Source organism: Anabaena sp. WFMT (assembly GCF_051781005.1).
Taxonomy (GTDB): domain Bacteria; phylum Cyanobacteriota; class Cyanobacteriia; order Cyanobacteriales; family Nostocaceae; genus Anabaena.
Window position 1 is genome coordinate 1 of sequence record NZ_JBPWOA010000029.1, and the last position, 20,297, is coordinate 20,297.

Annotated in this window: 25 protein-coding genes; 4 read left to right on the forward strand and 21 right to left on the reverse strand. The window is 37.0% G+C overall.

The features are described 5' to 3' along the window. Window positions 1-28: 28 nt before the first annotated feature. The 4 genes from ACSQ6I_RS19085 to ACSQ6I_RS19100 all read right to left on the reverse strand — a co-directional run bounded on the left by ACSQ6I_RS19085 (window position 29) and on the right by ACSQ6I_RS19100 (window position 1,298). Window positions 29-328, reverse strand: coding sequence for a DUF4238 domain-containing protein (locus tag ACSQ6I_RS19085; RefSeq protein WP_438891876.1), 300 nt, complete (start codon window positions 326-328; stop codon window positions 29-31). Between the two features lie 150 nt (window positions 329-478). Next, window positions 479-808, reverse strand: coding sequence for a DUF433 domain-containing protein (locus tag ACSQ6I_RS19090; RefSeq protein ID WP_438891877.1), 330 nt, complete (start codon window positions 806-808; stop codon window positions 479-481). Window positions 809-892: 84 nt separating this feature from the next. Then, window positions 893-1,111, reverse strand: coding sequence for a hypothetical protein (locus ACSQ6I_RS19095; RefSeq protein ID WP_438891878.1), 219 nt, complete (start codon window positions 1,109-1,111; stop codon window positions 893-895). After that, window positions 1,080-1,298, reverse strand: coding sequence for a hypothetical protein (locus ACSQ6I_RS19100; protein WP_438891879.1), 219 nt, complete (start codon window positions 1,296-1,298; stop codon window positions 1,080-1,082). The genes ACSQ6I_RS19095 and ACSQ6I_RS19100 overlap by 32 nt, the downstream gene beginning before the upstream one ends. A 175-nt stretch (window positions 1,299-1,473) precedes the next feature. Between ACSQ6I_RS19100 and ACSQ6I_RS19105 the strand changes: the two genes are divergently transcribed. Together ACSQ6I_RS19105 and ACSQ6I_RS19110 are read left to right on the forward strand one after the other, a co-directional pair. Beyond that, window positions 1,474-1,929 (forward strand): hypothetical protein, encoded by a 456-nt coding sequence (locus ACSQ6I_RS19105; protein ID WP_438891880.1) that lies wholly within the window; start codon window positions 1,474-1,476, stop codon window positions 1,927-1,929. A gap of 45 nt (window positions 1,930-1,974) precedes the next feature. After that, window positions 1,975-3,027, forward strand: coding sequence for a pentapeptide repeat-containing protein (locus ACSQ6I_RS19110; protein WP_438891881.1), 1,053 nt, complete (start codon window positions 1,975-1,977; stop codon window positions 3,025-3,027). A 70-nt stretch (window positions 3,028-3,097) separates the two neighbouring features. Here ACSQ6I_RS19110 and ACSQ6I_RS19115 read toward each other — a convergent pair whose 3' ends face one another. From ACSQ6I_RS19115 to ACSQ6I_RS19170, 12 genes are all read right to left on the reverse strand, one after another. Next, entirely contained in the window at window positions 3,098-3,733 is a 636-nt protein-coding gene (locus tag ACSQ6I_RS19115) for a hypothetical protein (protein WP_438891882.1), read from the reverse strand. Window positions 3,734-3,824: 91 nt separating this feature from the next. Then, window positions 3,825-4,388 (reverse strand): Uma2 family endonuclease, encoded by a 564-nt coding sequence (locus ACSQ6I_RS19120; protein WP_438891883.1) that lies wholly within the window; start codon window positions 4,386-4,388, stop codon window positions 3,825-3,827. Between the two features lie 54 nt (window positions 4,389-4,442). After that, window positions 4,443-5,006, reverse strand: coding sequence for a Uma2 family endonuclease (locus ACSQ6I_RS19125; protein ID WP_438891884.1), 564 nt, complete (start codon window positions 5,004-5,006; stop codon window positions 4,443-4,445). A 135-nt stretch (window positions 5,007-5,141) separates the two neighbouring features. Beyond that, entirely contained in the window at window positions 5,142-6,296 is a 1,155-nt protein-coding gene (locus ACSQ6I_RS19130) for an iron-containing alcohol dehydrogenase (protein ID WP_438891885.1), read from the reverse strand. A 205-nt stretch (window positions 6,297-6,501) separates the two neighbouring features. Next, window positions 6,502-6,810, reverse strand: coding sequence for a P-II family nitrogen regulator (locus tag ACSQ6I_RS19135; RefSeq protein WP_438891886.1), 309 nt, complete (start codon window positions 6,808-6,810; stop codon window positions 6,502-6,504). A gap of 4 nt (window positions 6,811-6,814) precedes the next feature. Further along, window positions 6,815-7,786 carry a sodium-dependent bicarbonate transport family permease gene (locus ACSQ6I_RS19140; RefSeq protein ID WP_438891887.1) on the reverse strand — a complete coding sequence of 324 codons (972 nt, stop codon included), beginning with the start codon at window positions 7,784-7,786 and terminating at the stop codon, window positions 6,815-6,817. Window positions 7,787-7,989: 203 nt separating this feature from the next. Next, complete coding sequence (locus ACSQ6I_RS19145; protein WP_438891888.1) at window positions 7,990-8,919, reverse strand: alpha/beta fold hydrolase; 930 nt, start codon at window positions 8,917-8,919, stop codon at window positions 7,990-7,992. Between the two features lie 23 nt (window positions 8,920-8,942). Continuing rightward, complete coding sequence (locus ACSQ6I_RS19150) at window positions 8,943-9,767, reverse strand: SDR family oxidoreductase (protein WP_438891889.1); 825 nt, start codon at window positions 9,765-9,767, stop codon at window positions 8,943-8,945. Window positions 9,768-10,067: 300 nt separating this feature from the next. Continuing rightward, a complete protein-coding gene (locus ACSQ6I_RS19155) occupies window positions 10,068-10,733 on the reverse strand; it encodes a pentapeptide repeat-containing protein (RefSeq protein ID WP_438891890.1) in 666 nt (221 codons plus the stop codon). Window positions 10,734-11,162: 429 nt separating this feature from the next. Continuing rightward, window positions 11,163-11,654, reverse strand: a complete 492-nt coding sequence (locus ACSQ6I_RS19160; protein WP_438891891.1) for a hypothetical protein — start codon at window positions 11,652-11,654, stop codon at window positions 11,163-11,165. Window positions 11,655-11,971: 317 nt separating this feature from the next. Continuing rightward, complete coding sequence (locus tag ACSQ6I_RS19165) at window positions 11,972-13,399, reverse strand: sensor histidine kinase (protein WP_438891892.1); 1,428 nt, start codon at window positions 13,397-13,399, stop codon at window positions 11,972-11,974. Window positions 13,400-14,008: 609 nt separating this feature from the next. Then, complete coding sequence (locus tag ACSQ6I_RS19170) at window positions 14,009-15,250, reverse strand: RNA-guided endonuclease InsQ/TnpB family protein (RefSeq protein ID WP_438891893.1); 1,242 nt, start codon at window positions 15,248-15,250, stop codon at window positions 14,009-14,011. A gap of 384 nt (window positions 15,251-15,634) precedes the next feature. Here ACSQ6I_RS19170 and ACSQ6I_RS19175 point away from each other — a divergent pair, with 384 nt between their 5' ends. Next, entirely contained in the window at window positions 15,635-17,920 is a 2,286-nt protein-coding gene (locus ACSQ6I_RS19175; RefSeq protein ID WP_438891894.1) for a hypothetical protein, read from the forward strand. Window positions 17,921-18,017: 97 nt separating this feature from the next. Beyond that, a complete protein-coding gene (psaI, locus tag ACSQ6I_RS19180; RefSeq protein ID WP_438891895.1) occupies window positions 18,018-18,158 on the forward strand; it encodes a photosystem I reaction center subunit VIII in 141 nt (46 codons plus the stop codon). A 172-nt stretch (window positions 18,159-18,330) separates the two neighbouring features. On the opposite strand, the gene ACSQ6I_RS19185 is transcribed toward psaI, so the two are convergent. The 5 genes from ACSQ6I_RS19185 to ACSQ6I_RS19205 form a co-directional block, all read right to left on the reverse strand. Beyond that, complete coding sequence (locus ACSQ6I_RS19185) at window positions 18,331-18,450, reverse strand: photosystem II reaction center protein J (RefSeq protein WP_200324672.1); 120 nt, start codon at window positions 18,448-18,450, stop codon at window positions 18,331-18,333. A 52-nt stretch (window positions 18,451-18,502) separates the two neighbouring features. After that, entirely contained in the window at window positions 18,503-18,622 is a 120-nt protein-coding gene (locus tag ACSQ6I_RS19190) for a photosystem II reaction center protein L (protein ID WP_081462709.1), read from the reverse strand. A gap of 9 nt (window positions 18,623-18,631) precedes the next feature. Next, window positions 18,632-18,769 carry a cytochrome b559 subunit beta gene (psbF, locus tag ACSQ6I_RS19195; protein WP_015115279.1) on the reverse strand — a complete coding sequence of 46 codons (138 nt, stop codon included), beginning with the start codon at window positions 18,767-18,769 and terminating at the stop codon, window positions 18,632-18,634. A 9-nt stretch (window positions 18,770-18,778) separates the two neighbouring features. Next, a complete protein-coding gene (psbE, locus tag ACSQ6I_RS19200) occupies window positions 18,779-19,027 on the reverse strand; it encodes a cytochrome b559 subunit alpha (protein ID WP_438891896.1) in 249 nt (82 codons plus the stop codon). Between the two features lie 235 nt (window positions 19,028-19,262). After that, entirely contained in the window at window positions 19,263-20,261 is a 999-nt protein-coding gene (locus tag ACSQ6I_RS19205) for a photosynthesis system II assembly factor Ycf48 (protein ID WP_438891897.1), read from the reverse strand. Window positions 20,262-20,297 lie beyond the last annotated feature (36 nt).

Consider the following 20,297-nt stretch of genomic DNA (forward strand, 5'->3'; position numbering starts at 1 on the left):
GCTTTACTATTAATCGGAAATGCTATTTCTATACCTGGAGAATTAATACCCTCTTTTTTTGAATATGCTTAAGTAATTTATTTTGCCTGATTTCTAGCTCGTTGAAGAAATTTTCTACTTTTTGTGGATCTTCTCGTGGTAATACGAAAGTTTCAGGAAAATCATAAAAATATCTTTCTAATGTAATATTTTTAATATTAGTGGGAAATTTTTTTTGAGTAACTTTGTCAAAAACAAAAATTTGCTTTTCATTTTTGCTTGGATCAATACTAAAGTTTTCTAGATAAGATCGAGGAACATAGTGTTGATTTTTTTTAGGTTTTTCCATTTTTAATAACTCGCTTGTAATATACAAATATGGTGATAATATTTTCTTATGCTTACTGTTTTATTGCTATCAATGATTTATTTTTTAACTTTTGCAGAACTCCCGTGACAATAGACTGATTCAAATCAGCATCGGCTTGGTAGCGAATATTCACAATTTCACCTGCTGTCTTGCTGTTTTCGCTGCCTTGAGTTTGTCATCTAAAATAGGATCACTGCTTTCTAGTGGTTGAGGCATAGCATCAAAAGCCGCTTCCTCATCTGCCAAGTAAGTATCAATCTCAGCGCGGTTAGCTAGATAAAACGTAATTCCTCCATAAACCTGTTCTAGGGTTAGCAGAGGAAAAGATTGAACGATACTTTCAGGTGATAAGCCTTTTTGGAAAGCATAGACAATCGAATCTAGAGAAATCCGTGTTCCTTCCACCCAATATCCATCGTTCCGATACTCTACGTAAGTTTTAGCTGCAATAACTGACATAAATTTACTCGCTTGTCTAGCTATTTATAATCATAATATTATTTGTTTTCTTAAACTTTCGGAAATATATGTAGACACAAGAATTTAAGGATTTGGTAAACTATATCCTCGCCAACGAAGTAAAACTGTTGATTGAGCTTTACGTAACATAAAAATATCAGCTTCTTGTCTGAAAAATATTAAATTTAATCTTTCTGTTTCTGTCAATTTACCACTAGAATTTTTTTCTGGTAAGTTATTATATTCTTCCATGTTGGCTGATGTTTTATGACTATGGAAAATTTGCCAGTAGAGTATTATCATCTAACTTATCTAAAGCCGCCAGTTCGGCTTGAAACTCTTCTGGTACATCATCCCATGCTGGTGGGCTACCTACTTGTAAAGCACGAAGTATGACTTCCTCTAAAGGACGTTGAGTAGCATTGGCGGTATTGACTAACCGTTGATAGATAATTTCAGGAATTTGTAGGGTGACAGTTTCAGTAAGCATATTAAATTACTACTTTAATTATCAATAGTTTTTCTATTGATAATTAAAGTATATCCTGTTGTTATAGGTCTTTCAATTCAGTATAACGGCAATACAAGTACAGCATTTAATATTTACACTTTCATTAATTTGTGCTATACAATACTTAGTATTTTTCAGTATTGATTCAAAATTGATGAAAAGCAAAATAATTAATGTAGTCTTTTTTAGCCTTGTGAGTATCAGCAGTCTGTTTGTGTGCAGTATTATTCTTAGTATTAGTAAGACAGTTATAGCACAAACAGCAAAGCAAGATTCAGGTCAAAAACCTTGTGTAAGACAAGAATTACCAAAGCTTAAACAGAATATGCCTTATTCAAAAGCTAGAGAACTTTTATTAGAAGCAGGTTGGCAAGCAATATTTAACCGAGACCAATTAATGAATTCTGAAAGAAGCGCCCCTGTGAATTACTTTTTTACTCAAAAAGGTTATACAGAAATTGTAGATTGTGCAGGTTCAGGTTTAGGTCTTTGTCTTTTTCAATTTGAAAGTGCTTATGGAGAAATTTTGTCTGTTACAACTGCAAATAATGGAGCAAATCAAGAAAGTGTTTTTCGCTGGTATATTGAACAAAAAGAAACAGAAAAATAATGTGGATGGTAGATTACGTAATTTAAAATATAAAAACAGTTGATTATGGCAAATTCAGAACACCTAAAAATTTTAAAGCAAGGTTTAGAAGCCTGGAATAATTGGAGAGATGAAAATCCAGATACAGTACCTGATTTCAGCAATTTTTCTTTTTATGAGGCTAATTTCTACTTGGCAAACTTCACAGGTGCAAATTTCAGTGGGGCTGAACTTGTTGATGCTGAACTGAGCAGAGTTGATCTTAGTAAAGCTAATTTAAGTAAGGCTATTCTGAGTAGGGCTATTATAAGAGACGCGGATTTAAGTGAAGCTGACCTTAGTAATGCGAAACTTGATAGCACTGATTTAACTAATACTTTACTCATTGAGGCTAACCTGAACAGCACGGATCTCAGTTTTTCTAACCTAAACAGTGCGGATCTCAGTTTTGCTAACTTAAGCAATGCTAATTTTATGTCTTCACAAGTAATAGGTGCTAATTTAGAGTTTGCTAAACTGACTGGTATTTGTGTAAAAGATTGGCAAATTAACAGTAAGACAGTCTTTGATGATGTATATTGTGATTATATTTATCTTGATGAAAATGGAAAACAAAGAAGACCCCTAAAGGGTAATTTTGAACATGAAAAATTTGCTATTTTATGCAAAAAAATTATAGACAGTAAAAATTTAATTGTAAGTAAAATTTTTGAAGATGATGAAGTAAATAATCAAGGACTTGAGCTTTATTTAAACCAAACCTCTTCCTATTGGGAAAATTTACGGTTTCATTCAGAAGCAGAGATAAAAATTGCTCAAGCATTAGACCGCGCTGGAGTTCTATATTTCCCAAACTGTTTAGCTAGACTCAATGCAGACAATGGCAGAGCAAATAAAGACGCAAATTTTTTAGTGCGTTATAAGGATAATTGGGGTATTTTAGAAGTTGATGAAATTTATTATACACCAGAACGTAGAATAGAAGAACAAGAAAGAGAACGTATGTTTAAAAGAAATGGTATCAAAGTAGTAGAAAGGTTTGATCCTAAAAGTTGTTATAAAAATCCTGATAAAGTAGTAAAAGAATTTCTAGAAATAATAGAAAACATCTATTCATAAAATCATCTCACTTTTAAAAATGATTATTTTTTTAGCACTTATTCACATCTTAGAACTTATGCACACAAAATTAGTATTCAATCGTCAAGTCACTTTTAGCTATTGCTTCCATAATGATACTAACAGCAAATAGTATTATTGATAAAGCTAAACTCCACATAGCATATCTTAGACACACGCTCTTGTTTCTTGCTTGAAGTTCAAGTTGTTGTATTGCCCCTTTCCATGCACTAGCAATATAGTGACGACATCTTTCATCTGATTTGTAATACCACTCTCCATCTAACAAATCTTTAGGTGAGACGACATCGCCACATGGAGACGGCATTAATCCAATGATACATAAACCAATATCTATAGCAAGAAGAGCGCAAACAGCAATTTTGATGTACAAACAGTAACCATCGTTTGAGAGGTCGGCCGAAAATCTCAGCAGTACACCGCTAAAACCTATGACGGTGGTCATCTTAGTATTAAGTGAATCTATACTTTTATTGACATCTTTTAAAAAACTTTCTGTATATTCATAAGCTAGTTTAGTATTAGTATGTTCTTCAGTATCTATGATATTTTTCTCCATGTCTAATAACCAAGATGACAGACAAAAGGAGCAACCTAAAACACCACCTGCATCTCCTCCACCTCCTAAGCCTAGCAAAATAAGGCTTGATGGCGATGATACCAAGGATAAATAACTTATTGGCATTGCTACAACAGACTGAATAAAGAATAGTTAATTAACTCAGGTGGGTATTGCCTATCTGATTTTTTTAATAAGCCTTGATGAATCAATAATATCACTCTAAAAACCACCCAAACAACTCACAAACCGTCAATTGTAAATGACTAGCAAAAGAAGGCACAGAAATTAGCATATCTGGTTCATCAAAAACCTCAACTTGTTGATTTGCATGATAAACAAACACAGTCCGTTCACCTGGATCAATTAACCAACCCATTTGACTACCATATTTTAAACAATGCAAAATATTTTTAGTTACCTTGGTCTGATTTTGATCTGGTGATAAAATTTCAATTGTCCAATCTGGAGAAATTGCAAATGTGTTAGATACTTCTCCATTTTCATCACGGGGAATTCTATCCCAAACAAAAACTGCTATATCAGGTACTATCGAACGTCCACCAAAGGTACAACGCAATTCAGGAAATGCACGAGCGATTTTTTGAGGTTTAACGATAAAATTAATAGCAGGTACAAGTTCACCTTGAACTATACTATGTTTTCCCTGTGGCATGGGTTTTTGAATAATTTGACCATCAATATATTCACTTGCAGGTTTCGTTTCTGGTAGTTGCAGAAACTCATCTAATGTGAGAGGTTTTAATATTGCTTGTACCATCTTGGTTAACTTCTAGAAAATATTTGTCTTTCAATGTTAAATTTAAGGATTTTTCTACTTAAGCAAACTACCCACAACACAACTAAATCCAGGCAGCAAAGGCGATATTAACTCATCATTAGCAAACAGAGTTTCTACTAATACTAAAATTGCCCTTTCTCTTCGATAAACTTCTATTTGTTGTAACCACCAATTCATTATCCAATATTCCTGAACACCTCTAGAAGCATAAAGCTTTAATTTCACTTCTTTATCTCGGCGTTCATTTTCTACACCAGCAGAAAGTACTTCAATTACTAATTCTGGCGCACCTGTTAAATGTCCATCATCATCTAATAAAGTTGCTAACTTTTCATTACTTACCCAAACTACATCAGGAATGACATTATCAGCATCAGTAAAAATAATACCGGGAGCAGTTGCAGTTTCTCCTAAACCGGTTTCTCTAGACCAAAGTGTGAGTTCCGTACAAACATTGTTGCCAGCTTTTTGATGTTTCCAATGTGGCGCTCTTGTCACAAATAATTCTCCATTAATTATCTCATAACGGTTGCCGTTATCTGGCAAGAGTTCAAGGTCTGAGCTTGTCCAGCGTACTCCCTCATATATCTGGGTCATACGGACTCCTGTAGTGGTGATAATTATATTATAGAATTTGTAGCAATATTGTTGTTATCCCAAGTTGAAAAATTTTAGATATTAAAAATTGCTTTGTTATGGGTAGGTATTTTACCTACCCTACAAATTAAATCTCTAAGCGCAAAGAGCTAAAATCTTCTCAACAACTTGCGGGTTAACATCTTTATTTTCCCCCAAAGCTGTCATTCCATGCTTTTCTAAATTCTCGATAACTGCGGGAATAGTTTCTACTCCCACACCATAGTCAGATAAATGAGTGCGGACACCGACTGATTCAAAGAAATCACGAGTTTTAGTAATTGCTGCATCTATCCGTTCATCTTCTGAACCACCAACAATTTCCCAAACTCTATCTGCATATTGTAGAAGTTTTTGCCATTTGCGATCGCGTCTAATTGTCAACGTACTAGGTAACACAACCGCCAAAGTTTGAGCATGATCCATACCATGCAACGCTGTCAACTCATGACCAATCATGTGAGTTGTCCAATCTTGAGGTACACCAGCAGCAATTAATCCATTTAACGCCATTGTCGCAGACCAGACTAAATTCGCCCGTGCATCATAATCTGTAGGACTTGCTAAGGTTTTTGGACCCTCCTCAATCAGGGTTCTTAAGATTGACTCAGCCATGCGGTCTTGTAATGGTGCATTCACTGGATAAGTCAAATACTGTTCCATCACATGAGTAAAAGCATCAACAATACCATTACTAATTTGCCTGGTAGGGAGGGAGAAAGTCGTTTCTGGGTCAAGAACAGAAAATTTAGGAAAAACCAGGGGACTAGCGAAATATAACTTTTCTTGAGTTTCCGACTTGGTAATCACCGAAGTTGGGTTCATTTCCGAACCAGTTGCGGGTAAAGTCAAAACCACCCCCATAGGTAAAGCCGCAGTTATCGGTGCGCCTTTTGCTAAAATATCCCAAGGGTCGCCCACAAAAGGAACCGCAGCAGCTATAAATTTAGTCCCGTCAGCAACTGAACCACCACCTACAGCTAACAGAAAATCAATACCTTCTTTGCGTATCAACTCAACTGCTTTCATCAGAGTTTCAAAGTGGGGGTTGGGTTCAATACCACCAAACTCAAATACATTCCTTCCAGCTAAAGCAGATTTTACTTGGTCATAAACGCCATTAGCTTTAATACTCCCACCGCCATAGGTGATGAGAATTCTAGCATCTGCGGGAATTTCTGAAGCAATGTTAGCAATTTGACCTTTACCAAATAGGATTTTAACTGGATTGTAAAAAACGAAATTTTCCATGATTAGTGACACAAGGTAATTAAATTTCACCTTGAGTATTGTAATCAGATTAGTGATTTTTCGCCTGTACCTACAGAATACTATTTCAAAAAACAGATATAGTATATTGCAGGTATACGAGGTATACAAATTTGTTCCAAAGCTAGGCTACAAAAGGCTTTTATTCCTGACTCCTGACTTCTGAATTCTGCTGTAAGTTATTTACCTAACCAACACACTTAGTTGTGTTCAATTCCATTGCATCAGAAATAAAACAAGTCCCACCAAATTTATTTAAAATCTTTCTAATTTGTACCTCCACTAATGGCAATTTTTCAGGAGGAAAGAAAGCAATAATATAAATGTTATCTAGCAAGGTCATTGCTAAATCATCACTGTCTGTTCCTCCTCTACCTTTACCGACAACATTTTTAATAACCGTATGTTCAGGAACACCAGCTTTTTCTAAAGCTTCTAAAATCTTCCCAACTTCAACGTAATTAGCAAAAATTTCTACTCGTTTAACTAACTCCATAATCTCAACTCCAAAAGATATTAATTGCGTATAGATAAAAGGGTATGCCAATGATGATGTTAAAAGGAAATGTCACAGCTAAAGCAGTAGAAACGTATAGACTAGGATTAGCTTCAGGAACTGTTAGTCGCATAGCTGCTGGAACTGCAATGTAAGAAGCACTAGCGCACAACACCGAAAATAAGAGAGCATCTCCTTGGGGCATACCGATTAGTTTAGCAATAATTAAACCAACTCCGGCATTGACGATTGGTATTAATATGGCAAATAAGATTAAGAAAACGCCGGTTTTTTGCAAATCTTTGATTCTTTTTGCCGCTAGAAGTCCCATATCTAACAAGAAGAAGGTGAGGACTCCGTAAAACATATCCTGTGTAAACGGTTTTAAAGTCGTCCAACCATGTTCACCTGTGAGTAAACCCATAATCAGGCTACCAACTAGGAGAAATACGGAACTATTTAGAAATGCTTCTTGTAATACTTCCGACCAATTAAACTCTCTGTCACTTTGATCAGCAGTAAATAATTTTACTAATATCAAACCAACGACAATAGCCGGAGATTCCATCAAAGCCAGAGCTGCAACCATATAACCATCAAAGCTGATACCCAGTTGAGTCAGAAAAGAACTAGCCGTGATAAAGGTTACAGCACTAATTGAACCATAGGTAGCTGCGATCGCAGCGGCGTTGTAAGAGTCCAATTTTACCTTGAGAATAAAAAAAGTATAAATTGGAACAATGCAAGCCATTAAAATCGCCGCCAGCATAGTTAAAATCACTTCCTGGCTAATACCACTTTTTACCAGTTCCACACCACCCTTAAACCCAATCGCAAATAGCAAATACAGGGAAAACAGCTTAGGAATGGGTGCAGGAATTTCCAAATCTGACTTCAGGAAAACTGCCAACATCCCCATAAAAAAAGCTAATACAGGTGGATTCAAGATGTTGGACACAATCAAGCTGACATCCATTCCCACCACTCCTATAATTTTGTGATTAAGATTCCTTCATAAGTTTGACACGAGAGTGGCAACTATAACAGTCTATAAAAATCCAATTTGATTTATAAGAGTTTAGTAGCATAGGTATACTTAGCTATAAAACAGCAATGTTTATAATACGCTTTTAAGCGCAAGCCACTTTACCGATAGACTCCCATAGTAAAAGATGTCAACTAAGAAAGTTCATTAACAAATGAAGATATAGTTGCCACAAATTCGGCAGTTGATTCATATGGTAAAACATTGCGTCCGCTGATTTTCATGCCTCGACCTTGAGGTAAACAAGCCAGATAATCTGCCAAACGTTCATCAGGCGTTTCTTTTTTACCTTCCTTACTAATAGCTGATGCTGTATCTCCTAAAACTACTAATGTCGGTTGTTGAATGGAGGCAATATCACCACTATAATCCCGTTGCCAAAACCTAGCTAAAAAAGAAAATACAGCGTAGCGACCACCCATATTTTTAGCATCTGCTATTAAAGTATTTAACCATTGTTCATCAACAGCTTCGCTAGATGCAAACAATTTCTCAGTTGAGAAAGAAACTAAAAATTTGCGTGTACGTGCATATCGAAAAAAAGCATTCCCTAGTGGTGAATTAAAGATAGACCAAAGCAGATTTTGTTGCCATTTAGGTGCATTTTTAGTAGTTACACTCCAAGCTGTTGGACCAGAAAGTACAAGTCCTTTAATTAGATTTGGCTCTAATTTAACTAATTCAATAGCTACTGGTGATAAAGCACCTTGTGCTATTACAATCACAGGTTTTTGTACTACTGTATGTAAAAAGTGTTGTAATTGTTTTGCCCAATCGATTGGTTTATACGCCTGGCGAGGCATATCACTTTCACCACATCCCAATAAATCAGGATTATAAATAATATTTTGATGATTGGTTTGATACCATTCATGGCAAAATCGCTGCCAAAATTGCCTTGATAATCCTACCCCAATAGGATGAATTAAAAGTAAAGGAGTACAGTCAGCAGATGAATCTATGGGTTGATGTACTTCATAAGCACAGCGATAATTCTGCCAATTATAAAACTTGGTAGGAGATGCTGTAATCCCCGATGTATTGGCTATGGTAAAAGGTTGCATAATCCTAAATTCAGTATTTCTGGCTAAAAAGTTATTTGAGGATGGATTAACTTGTATCCCGCGTCTTTTATCTTTTGATTAGACACCCACGTATTATATGGGCGGTTACTCTTGTTTGTTGCATCCCATATTACATTAGGTAAATTATGTTTTGTTAGCACATTATCAATTAGTTCTCGACTTGTGAGATGTGAATCATCTACTAGATTATAAATACCTTGTAAGCGATGGTTACGTGCAAATTCTATAGCGCCAACAATATCATCTCGGTGAATCCAATTTGTGATTTCTTCACCATTACCAGCACGAGTTGTACCAGCTACTCGTCCAAATATTTTCACCAATTCTCTACCAGGCCCATAAATCCCTCCCAAACGTAAGATACAAACACGGAGGTTTTCATTATCTGCTGATAGTAAAACATCTTCGGTTTTGCGAAGAATTTGAGCATTCAAATTAGGTGGTGCTGGTGGTGTTTCTTCATCTACCCAAACACCATTTCTATCTCCGTATACTGAATAACTTCCTGTATATATCAATTGATGAATATGGGGAGAATGTCGCAATACAGAAACTAAGGTTTTGGCAGTTTGCAGATAAGTTTCTTCATAGGTATTTCCACTTTTTGCACCTAGACTTAATATGACGACATCTTGATTTTTTAATACTGAGGTTAGAGATTCTAAATCATTACCTTGGGTGACTATAACTTTTTGAGCTACAGCCTTCAAATCAGATACACGCTCAGGAGTAGTTGTGGTTGCAGTGATGATAAAATTTTTATTTTCCTGCCAATATTGAGAAACTGCATAACCAACATAACCACAACCAATTATTGCTATATTCATGACGATCTAAACAAAAAATTAAATTACTTTCCAGATTACATTTGCAAAAAGCGAGATTACAAGAGTTTATAACTAAATGATTGTCGCTATTTTCCAGTTTAAATTTAAAAATTCCAACTTAAGTAGTCTGTTTGGAAAATTTTAGACACCTGTAAAGTAGCTTCTCTCAGAATATTTTCAACTTTCTGTTACATATGATACCTTTATTGGGAAACTTGTGTTCTCAGGAATATTACGAAGTTTCCCATATTGCAGGTACGTCAACTTAGTTATTTATGTTTTTGATAACTAAGGTCGAGATCAGCCATGAATTACGCCATCTGGCATAATAGCCCCAGCCAAGTTAGCACCAATCAGTTTCACTAGTAGACGCTCACCTGAGCGAATTCTAGCACCAGTCAAGTCTGCACCCCGCAAGTCTGCACCGCTGAGATCCGCACCAATCAAATTAGCCGAGCGTAAATTTGCTTCTCTCATATCTGCTAACAGCAGGTTAGCTCTAAACAAATTAGCTTCCGATAAATCCGCACCTCTGAGATTAACTTTGTGCATAAAAGTGTCACTGAGATTAGAACCGCTTAAATTTGCATAGCTTAGGTTTCTACCAGATAAATCTCTGTTACTTAAATTAGCGCGACTAAAATCTTTTCCACTCAAGTCTGGATTTTGATTGGGTTGTTGATAGTTTGTTTGTGGTTGTTGATAGTAAGTAGAGGATGGTTTTTTTTGTTGGGTTGGTCTAGAATTTGCAGTTTGAGACCTATCGTTTAAAGAACGTAATTTTTCACGAGCTTCATTAAAGGCTTTGAGTTTGTCTTGAGCTTTTTGTTGTAAACGGTGGTTGTCTTTAGGGAGGCGATCAGGATGCCAAACAAACACTAAATCTTTGTAAGCCTGGTTGATCTCTTCTAGTGTTGCTCCAGGCTCTAATTCTAAGATTCTGTAGTATCGCTCCAGTTCGCTCATACGATGTGTTGATGGAAAATCAAATAATAATTAAATTAATTATGAGTGATATCGCTATATGTTGAGTATAACGATTCATTGAGTTGGCTTCCGCACTCATACGGAAAATTGCGAACTGACGGCTGAGGTAGAAATTTTCCTGATGGTTAATCCCCAATCCCTAATGTCTTGTATTTTATAAATTTTACGTCAGTTATTTCTAAAATTCTACTATAGTTCTCTGAAATCTTGCGGTGATGCCTACAACTACCAAAGATATCGCTCCATTTATGATCAAATAGTGAATGAATCTAATTTTTTTGCCGCCACGCTTTTGCTCAAGTTTACAAAGAGCAGATGGCAACATGAAAACCCTACATCTTTAGCCCATAAAGTATCAAATAGCGATGCCTATGGCTACCAAAGGTATCACATTATAGATTTAAAAATTCACCTTGTTACACTATTTCTCCAGCGATTGATGGCTCGGAAATATGCCTCAATCGGAATTTGATAAACTTCAATAAAAATCCAAACTATAATTGATAAATGTAACAAAAATGTGAGTAATGTCCAGATATATGGTAGCCACGAAAGAGGTACATCAGGATTTGGAGGAAAATAATAAGCTGCTAGGCCAATTAAGATAGTTGGTAAAATGACAAAAGCCATTGCTGCTAACACGTAACCCCAACCTAATTCAACACCTTCTAGTTGGGCTTCTGTCCACTTAAAGCCATTCCATTGCCAAACCAGTGGAGGTTGTCTAGAAGGCATCTTGATTTGCTGTATTTCCAAATTGACGGTAAAAATTTCTTGGCAAAAGTTACAAGACATTGCTTCCATTAATGGCATAGGGGAAATTTTACCGACTCTACAAACAGGGCATGGGAAATCTTCTTGAAAATTTAAAGCTGTGGATAAAGTTTGAGAACTAGGCATAATTAAACTACTACTTCTAACAAAATTGATTTTATTTATAATAAATCAACTAAAAATCATAAATTGTCAGATTTTTCACTATTCTTTTGATTGAGTTTCCTATTGGAAACGTCTCAATGAACTTCAATTACTAGCATCAGGGAATTTATACTTAATAATACACAAGATAAAGAGCTTTAGAGAACTCTACAAAAAAGATGAACTGCTTGCAGCAGCGCTTCGCTATCCAATTTGTGAAATCAAAATGATTTTTCCTCCCCCTGCTCCCTGCCTCCCTGCCTGTACAAATACGGGATATTTTTTTATTTGGAAGTCTCTTATGTCTGGGTTTTACAAGGTATTTCAATCCAAAATTCTGCGCCTTTTCCTTCTTGGGATACATACTTCAATATTCCACCATGTTTATCAACTATAATTTGATAACTAATAGATAATCCCAAACCTTGCCCTCTGCCTACAGGCTTAGTTGTAAAAAATGGATCAAATATTTGTTTACTAATAGATTCAGGTATACCTAGTCCATTATCTGCAATTCTGACGACAGCAAATCCTGAGTGAACATACTTAGTCTGAATGCTGATTTTGAGTTCATGCTTTTGTCCAGGTTGCATAACAAATGACTCCTGTAGAGAATCAATAGCATTACTAAGTAAATGCATAAAAACTTGGTTTAAGTGTGCTGGATAGCATTCTACTGATGGAAGTTCACCATATTCTTTAATAACTTCTATTTTCGGAAAATCTCCCTTTGCTTCCAGTCTATGCTGTAAAAATAATAATGTGCTATCAATACCTGTGGTTATATTCACTGATTTTTTTTCAGCTTCGTCTATCCGACAAAAGTTCCGCAGCGACAGCACAATTTCACGAATGCGCTGAGTACCAACTTTCATAGAGCTAAGGATTTTAAATAAGTCTTCATTCAAAAAACCAAAATCAATAGCATCGGTTTTCTGCTGGATATGAGAACTTGGATGGGGATAATTTTCTTGATACAAACTTAATAAATCTAATAAATCTCGGACATTATCATCTACGTGTTTGAGATTGCCATAAATAAAGTTAGCAGGATTATTAATTTCATGGGCAATACCTGTAATCAAGGGAACTAAACTAGACATTTTTTCGGCATGAATCAGTTGTGTTTGAGTTCTTCTTAACTTATTTACAGTACTAGAAAGCTCTTGATTGCTGATGCGTAGTTCATCTTCAATTATTTGACGCTTGACAATATTTTTTTCTAACTGCATTAAATTAATTCTCAGTTCCATTTGTGTGAGAACTTGACGACCTAATCTTCTCATTGCTGTAATTTGTTCTGGATTCAGAATGTGCGGTTTTTGGTCAATAGCGCACAAAGTTCCCAAAGCCAAACCATCAGATGTCACTAGAGGTGTGCCTGCATAAAACCGAATATTAGGGTCTTCTGTCACTAATGGATTATCATAAAAACGCCCATCTTCAAGGGCATTTGGTACTATTAGCATTTCCTCTGGTTGGAGAATAGCATGGGCGCAAAATGATATATTTTTAGGAGTTTCTGTTACTTCTAAACCAATTTTTGATTTGAACCATTGTCGATGGTCATCTATTAAGCTGATCAAGGCAATGGGAGTTTTACAAATATATGCGGCTAAAGCAGTTAAATCATCAAAGCCTTGTTCTTCAGCGGTATCAAGAATTTGGTATTTTTCTAGTGCTTTTAGCCTCTCTGCTTCATTGGATGGTAATGGAGCTACTTTCATTGAGTGAATATAATAATGTTGGTATTAAGTTCTGAGATATTAATCTATTGTTGGCCAAATTATGTAAATTTTTGGTAAATACTTACGCAGAAATATCTAGCTATTTTTGAACAAGAATGTAATTGCTGTATTTTATAACTGTTGTTATTTGCCTGTTAATATTCTTTTCTCCTAACTATATAATTAATTTATTTTACACGACTGTAGGGAAACATGAATTTTCCATACAGAGGATTTTGGATAAGGCATGATTATTTTTCAGAGATGTTTAATATTCTTTCAGTAAATACAGGTAACAGTGCAGAGTAAATAATTACAAAATGCTTTTTAAATGTTCTTATACTAAACACGGGTTAAAAATGTCATTTTGATAGCGTTCATGTAGTGTGCCGTAGGCATAGCGTGGCGTTAGCCATACGAAGTGTATCCCTTACGGGAGCCGTAGGCTCTAGAATCTCCGAGATACTTCACTTCGTTCAGTAGGACATAAGTCCAGATTTCACCCGTTTGCAGTATAACTCGCTTATAGACGCAGTTAAGACTAAGTTATCCAAGATAATAGTGATTTGACACTCCCCTGGCTAAAGCGTCTCGCTAGAGAGGGGATTCTTAAGACCAAATAAATAATCTTAACGGCGATATCAAAACGCCTCTACTGATTCCACTAAGATTTAACCCTAGCTTTACCGCTACTTTTCTGAAAATATTGGCTGCGCCGTTACAGTCTGCATTTATTGTTGTACCATCTTGAGAACGATACAAACCACGGCTAACTCTTTGACCTGACTCTTTCCACCACTCGGGTTTTTCACCGTATTTAGGTAGAATATCATTGTCCAAGAATGATGCCTTTGATGTATAAGATTCTTCAGTTTCTACAAACTTAATACTGTATTGTTCACACAGTTGAGCAATGCGGTCTTTAAGTCGTGCTGTGGGGATTTGAACAAACTTTTGATTAGTTTTAGAGCCAAGATTGATAGTATCTTTATGTCCTGTATTCCAACCAAAAACTATAGTTCCAATCTGGTTTTCCAGACAATGATTTATAACTATTCGAGCCGATTTATTTATGGCATCACGTATTTGTCGGTTACGCTTTTCAGTTATTGATGCTAATTGCTGAGACCAAAAACCTGGAGGTTGATTTTCTTTTAAAACTGAAACTCGCTTGTTGTACCATTGGTTCATTGATTTTAATTTGCGTCCGTCAATTAAAAACGACGTGCCAACATTGCTGATGCAGGTTAGCCAATTATTTAAACCGTGGTCAATTGATAAAACATTATCAATATTTACGTCAGCTTTTAAAGGAGATATTTTGTAAACTAGCTCTAAATAGAACTGATTATTCCTTGGTAGTATCCGATATTCTTGAATGTTTTTGTGTTCTAGGTTTGAGGGCATGGGAATATAGAAAGCGTCAAGTCCAAACCAAATTTTTACTTTACTGCCCAATGGAAATCTTAAATTTCCGTCTTTTAATTTAACAGCTTGCCCAGGGAAAGTCACGAGATTAAAACCACCTTTTCTATATCCAGGTAACTTAGATTTTTGGGTTAAAGTTCCTTTTTTAATACTTTTTATAAGTCCGACATAAGACTTGAATGACTCCGCAACTGTTGTTAAACATTGCTGTGCGACTTGAGAATACATTGAGCTACAATGTGGATTGTTTCTTAACTCACGGTGCAAATCAAATTTACCAGGAATTTTCCCAGTTTTCCAGAATAATTGTCTAGCATAGTATGTTCCACAATTTGCAAGTTTTACAGACTCACTACACAAAAACTCTAAAACTCCTTTCAATGCTGAGTTCGGATTAATTCTAACTTGTTGACAACCATACATTTGTTTTACCTGCTTCTGTATATGTTAACATAAATGCACAAATAATTTTAGTGCTTTATGAAAACAAAATCATTAACAATTCGGTTATCTGAACGTAGAAGATATAAATTAGAGTTATACGCTGCTGAGAATGACAGAACAATAACTAGTTTATTAGAAGAGTGGATAGACAACCTGAAATTAAAAGACAATGCAGGCTAAAGCCTGCCACTAGCTTTCATCCCTGACTTAAAAGATGTTCATTCTTCAAAACCAAAAAGTTTTGAAGAATTCACTTCAGGGCTTTCAGCATTTCCCTTGTAATTACACAATGCTGAGTTAAACTTGCAAGCAAGTTAATGCAAAATATTAATTGGCGGATCTTCGGTTTGGGCATTACTCACAATGGAACACTGGCAATTTCTGATACAGAAACAGGGCGATCGCGCTTGGCAACCCCTGGAATCGCCTACTCTGAAAATTTTAGCAGGTAAATACAGGGTTTTGGCTCGTTCACACCTTCCCAATATAGATGTAGAAGTGCGGGTAACTCACTCCTCAATCCAGGCAGTTCCACCCAAACGGCGAATTTTTAAACGTTTGCGTCGCACTAATGCAGATGGGCTGATGGCTGTAATTCCCTTTACTGAACTGAAACCGGGAATTTGGGAATTACGATGTTCAGCCGACTTAATGACAGATATGCTAGGTAAATCCTGGCAATATAGTCTGCTGATCAAAGTCTCTCCACAAGAAGACAGTAACCAACCAAATCTAAGTAGTGGTGATGAGTTTGATAATGAACTCGAGGTATTACTGACTCAAGAAGATCAAACCGAAGAAGATATAATTATTAATCAGCCTGTCAGCCCAGTTTGGTTCAAAGGTGAGACAGCAGAACAACTTTTACAAAGTTTAATAGATTTAGCTTTACCCAACTCGGAATCCTTGGAGGAAGAGCAAACATCTGAGGATTGGCTGTCGATATCCCCACCATCACCACTGAAATTATCTCTGGAAAGGGACACATACATTACTGCTTGGGGAAAAACTCTGACAGTGAATGGGGATGTGGAACTGGCTCAAACTGGTCATCTGGAAGATGAAATATTCTCAATAACCAGTCTTAATCAGCTACAGCTATTGATCGAATTGCGATCGCCCTCAGAATCACAAGTCTTAACTCAAGTCAGACAAACTTTAAAAAATAAAATCCTGCCTTTTACATTCAGTACCGCCATTAATATTCCTACTGAGTGTGAATCGAAGTTAATTTTGGCAGATATTAGTTTATACGGTGCAATTACAGATGGTGGTGAAGTCATATTCTTGGCCAACCATGCTTTCACAATTACAGCAGATGTCACAGAATTACTGGCAATTTCTTTACCAAAATCTAGTCCACCAGACTTGCCATCTGCAAGCACCGAAATCCAAACTCAAGCTGAGACAAAGCCAGAACCACCAGTTAGCGTTGGCTTGGAACTTTTCAATCTCGTCAAAACTCCCAAATTAGCTCAGTTTCATAGTTTAAAGTCTTCTGCCAACAAACAGCTGCCACCCAGAATTAAACCAGTAATTGTCTTAGGTGGTTTTTCGCCAGAATTACCGAATTTGCCTCGAATTCACAAAAATTTAATGGCAGAATCGCTCAAATCTGAAGGTAGTATCAAGACACCGCCTCAGATATCCCCAATTAATCTGGAAAAGTTGGTGATTAAACAGGTTAAAACAACTTTGCCTTTTTTGAAAAGGTTAAAACCTGCTCCAGTTCAGGAAGAAGAACCTCAAGTCCATTCGTCAGATATCTTAGAAACTCAATTATCTGAAGTTGAAAATACATCGGAATTTCGGCTCAATAATGCAGAATATGAGGATGAATCCGCTGAATTTAGAGAAAATGTTCCTGCTCAATCTCCTACTTTGTCCAGTGAGGAATTAATCACAGCGAAGACTCCAGAAACATCTCCCCTGATTCAAAAATGGATGCATAGCCAAGGCTACTTGAGTGAAAGTGTCAATTTGGAAGCCGCAGAAGATGATACTAATGAGTTGAATGAGCAGCCACTTTTAATTCTGAATGCAGAAAATCCCTCTGTTGAGATGGATGCACAGGAAGATGATATTGAAGAAAATCTGGCTATAAATACTCGTGAAACAGGAGAGACACCAGAAGAAATAGTGCAGCCAATTCAGATTTTACCTACTGTGTTGTCCCAAGAAATAGTTTTAGATGATACATATATTAGTTTGAGCAGTCAGGATAACAATCAGTCTCCTCTCCAACCAGATCCACCACTAGTAGATTTATCGAGTTCTCTTCAAGAATCTTTACCAACACCCCAACTGTTTTTACCAAATGGTGAATTGCTGGCGGGAACGTCGATAAAAGTGCGTTTAGAATTGTCTGCGGTGTCGTCAGCGGTGGTGGTTAAGTTGTGGGTTGAAGATTATCAAACTCGCGGTTTACTAGACGGGCCTCATCTACTCAAAGATTTGCGACCTACCCCTTGGGGAAATTGGGAAGCGATAACTCAATTAATTGTGCCTTTCGGCTGTGTAGAAATCCGTGTAGGAGCGATCGCACTCGACCTGAATACTCAACAGGAAAGTGGTAAAGTCACCGTCGTCAAAACCGTTATTCCCCCCGATTTGCCAAATATAGAACTAGATGACTTACTGGGAATTTGACCTCTCTGTTAAAAATCTTGATAATTTGCAAAAACAGGCAGAATTTTGCAGTAAGCTCCTAAGTGAATTGTAGTGTGACTTCAGAGGACTTTTTACTATGTCAAGTTCATTTTTGCCCTCTATCTTGGCCTATTCTTCATTCTTGCCTTCTATTTTCGTACCTCTGACTGGTCTAGTTTTGCCAGCAGTAATCTTCGCATTTTTGTTTTCATATATTGAACGCGAAGATATCGCTTAATTAGGTACTGCGGATTGGGGACACTTCAGCGTAGCTCAGTGACCACTGGGGAAGTCATTTTTCCAATCACCAATCCCCAATTACCAATTTATACTTGAAAAACCGCCTATCTCATTGAGAAGGGCGGTTTTTTGATGTCGGTTTTTAACCAAAAATTCGGTTAAGGTTCACATTACAGTGAAGAACCGAGTCCGGCGTAGGCTCCATAAAAGAAAATACCTACAACAGTAATGACACCTAAACCTGCGATCGTAGCGACGACCCACAGGGGAATTCTTCCACTTCCTGACACAGTTTTCTCCTCCCTTACAAAAATCAACAGAAATTAGCAGCCACAGATCCAGTTAGTTAAAGAAGTAACTGGAAAACAGAATTCCTAGAACGAAAATCAATAGCAGTCCTAGATACAGAGAGGTACGGTTTAATTCAACCGGTTGTTGATTAGGATTAGGCGATCTTTCCATGAGTTGCTCCTAGCGTTGAATAAACTGCATTGCGGCGATCGCTCCCAAGAAGAAGACAGTTGGCACACCTAGAGTGTGAACTGCAAGCCATCTGACCGTAAAAATTGGATAGGTAACTGGTTGATTGATGTTATTGCCGCTAGTCATGATTTCAAATTACTTTCCGATAAATGTTTCTACTTGCTTTTTAGCTTCAAAACGGTTCTTCACAATAGGCACTTCTTGTCGTACCTGTGTGAAATAATCGTTGGGACGGGGTGTGCCAAACACATCATAAGCCAGTCCAGTGCTGACAAATAGCCAACCAGCAACAAATAAAGCTGGAATGGTGATGCTATGGATTACCCAGTAACGAATGCTGGTGATAATATCCGAAAACGGACGCTCTCCGGTGGTACCTGACATTTAGATCACTACCTTCTCAAAAACTACTATTGAGTTTATTATCCTACAAAGTTTAGAAAGAGTTACAACTTGCAACGTTCTTCTCAGAAATCTCTTTTGGATAAATTTTTAAACGAGCCTTTCAGGAGAGTCGAGAGTCGAGAGTTGAGTACCGAGTACCGAGTCATGAGTATCGAGTCTTGAGTAATCTGAGATTATTGCCCTTTTTACTCAGTACTCATTACTCAATTACTATTTAAGCTGCATTGGGGTTGTATTTGAGCAAAACACCGTGATCACCGATCACAAAGCCTTGTTCAGGATTGAGAAACACAATCTTATACAAGTTACCTGCAACTCCTTCCACCTCACGGTCTTTTTCCCAAGTTTTACCACCGTCGGTACTGCGTAGTAGATTACCGCTACCACCACCAATCCAAATTTCATTGGGTGTGCGATATGCCAAATCTAGTAAACCCCAACTAGTGGCTAACTCTGGATATTCTACATCTAGCCACTCATCTGGGTTAGTCAAATCGCTAAATTGAACTTGACCACCCCGTGCTAATAACCATAGTTGGCCATTATCAGCAAAGCCCATATTTTCTACACGTCTAGAACTGAGACGGTTATGGGGTTCCCAAGCAGCTTGTCCTGGTTCCCAAACAGAGTAAAAACTACCTTTGGCAGAAACAGCAATATACTTACCATCAGGCGATCGCTCTAAGTTTCTCACTACACCAACGGCTGCTTCAACTTGAGCTTTCCAGTTTTTACCGCCATCTGTAGTTTGATAGATAGCACCGACATCAGTAGCCATTTCTGCTGTATTTTCAGCCAAAGCTGCGATCGCAATTGGGCTACCTGGTAGCTTTTCGGTTAAAGGAATACGTGACCAAGACTTGCCTTCATCAGTAGTATGTAGCAACAGCGAAGGCTCTCCCGCAATCCAGCCTTCATTCCCACTAAAACTGACTGAGTTAAAGCGATACCTTTCATCATCCAGTTCCAGTTTTAGAGGCTGCCAAGTATCTCCACCATCATTAGTTTCCAATAAAGTGGCACTACTACCGACTAAATAACCATGCTGGGGATTACCAGTAAAGCCAATATCCAACAGTTTTGCTTCTGTTGGCACATTAATAACTTGCCAGGGATTAGAGCTGATTGAGGGAACTTTGCTACAGCCGATACAGGCGATGACTACTATTAACGCGGCAAATATTCGTTGCCAACTTCTCAAAATTGAATGCATCAGTATTTCTTAGTGTTTTGTAAATTTTTGTAGGAT

What these genes read in the sequence shown, in the direction of transcription:
- psbF (WP_015115279.1), bottom strand. Translation starts at nt 18,769, where the DNA reads ATGACTAGCGGCAATAACATCAATCAACCAGTTACCTATCCAATTTTT.
- ACSQ6I_RS19110 (WP_438891881.1), top strand. Translation starts at nt 1,975, where the DNA reads ATGGCAAATTCAGAACACCTAAAAATTTTAAAGCAAGGTTTAGAAGCC.
- ACSQ6I_RS19140 (WP_438891887.1), bottom strand. Translation starts at nt 7,786, where the DNA reads ATGGATGTCAGCTTGATTGTGTCCAACATCTTGAATCCACCTGTATTA.
- ACSQ6I_RS19155 (WP_438891890.1), bottom strand. Translation starts at nt 10,733, where the DNA reads ATGAGCGAACTGGAGCGATACTACAGAATCTTAGAATTAGAGCCTGGA.
- ACSQ6I_RS19105 (WP_438891880.1), top strand. Translation starts at nt 1,474, where the DNA reads ATGAAAAGCAAAATAATTAATGTAGTCTTTTTTAGCCTTGTGAGTATC.
- ACSQ6I_RS19085 (WP_438891876.1), bottom strand. Translation starts at nt 328, where the DNA reads ATGGAAAAACCTAAAAAAAATCAACACTATGTTCCTCGATCTTATCTA.
- ACSQ6I_RS19130 (WP_438891885.1), bottom strand. Translation starts at nt 6,296, where the DNA reads ATGGAAAATTTCGTTTTTTACAATCCAGTTAAAATCCTATTTGGTAAA.
- ACSQ6I_RS19100 (WP_438891879.1), bottom strand. Translation starts at nt 1,298, where the DNA reads ATGCTTACTGAAACTGTCACCCTACAAATTCCTGAAATTATCTATCAA.
- ACSQ6I_RS19125 (WP_438891884.1), bottom strand. Translation starts at nt 5,006, where the DNA reads ATGACCCAGATATATGAGGGAGTACGCTGGACAAGCTCAGACCTTGAA.
- ACSQ6I_RS19090 (WP_438891877.1), bottom strand. Translation starts at nt 808, where the DNA reads ATGTCAGTTATTGCAGCTAAAACTTACGTAGAGTATCGGAACGATGGA.
- ACSQ6I_RS19165 (WP_438891892.1), bottom strand. Translation starts at nt 13,399, where the DNA reads ATGAAAGTAGCTCCATTACCATCCAATGAAGCAGAGAGGCTAAAAGCA.
- ACSQ6I_RS19205 (WP_438891897.1), bottom strand. Translation starts at nt 20,261, where the DNA reads ATGCATTCAATTTTGAGAAGTTGGCAACGAATATTTGCCGCGTTAATA.
- psaI (WP_438891895.1), top strand. Translation starts at nt 18,018, where the DNA reads ATGTCAAGTTCATTTTTGCCCTCTATCTTGGCCTATTCTTCATTCTTG.
- ACSQ6I_RS19175 (WP_438891894.1), top strand. Translation starts at nt 15,635, where the DNA reads ATGGAACACTGGCAATTTCTGATACAGAAACAGGGCGATCGCGCTTGG.
- ACSQ6I_RS19170 (WP_438891893.1), bottom strand. Translation starts at nt 15,250, where the DNA reads ATGTATGGTTGTCAACAAGTTAGAATTAATCCGAACTCAGCATTGAAA.
- psbE (WP_438891896.1), bottom strand. Translation starts at nt 19,027, where the DNA reads ATGTCAGGTACCACCGGAGAGCGTCCGTTTTCGGATATTATCACCAGC.
- ACSQ6I_RS19115 (WP_438891882.1), bottom strand. Translation starts at nt 3,733, where the DNA reads ATGCCAATAAGTTATTTATCCTTGGTATCATCGCCATCAAGCCTTATT.
- ACSQ6I_RS19160 (WP_438891891.1), bottom strand. Translation starts at nt 11,654, where the DNA reads ATGCCTAGTTCTCAAACTTTATCCACAGCTTTAAATTTTCAAGAAGAT.
- ACSQ6I_RS19145 (WP_438891888.1), bottom strand. Translation starts at nt 8,919, where the DNA reads ATGCAACCTTTTACCATAGCCAATACATCGGGGATTACAGCATCTCCT.
- ACSQ6I_RS19120 (WP_438891883.1), bottom strand. Translation starts at nt 4,388, where the DNA reads ATGGTACAAGCAATATTAAAACCTCTCACATTAGATGAGTTTCTGCAA.
- ACSQ6I_RS19150 (WP_438891889.1), bottom strand. Translation starts at nt 9,767, where the DNA reads ATGAATATAGCAATAATTGGTTGTGGTTATGTTGGTTATGCAGTTTCT.
- ACSQ6I_RS19135 (WP_438891886.1), bottom strand. Translation starts at nt 6,810, where the DNA reads ATGGAGTTAGTTAAACGAGTAGAAATTTTTGCTAATTACGTTGAAGTT.
- ACSQ6I_RS19190 (WP_081462709.1), bottom strand. Translation starts at nt 18,622, where the DNA reads ATGGAAAGATCGCCTAATCCTAATCAACAACCGGTTGAATTAAACCGT.
- ACSQ6I_RS19095 (WP_438891878.1), bottom strand. Translation starts at nt 1,111, where the DNA reads ATGATAATACTCTACTGGCAAATTTTCCATAGTCATAAAACATCAGCC.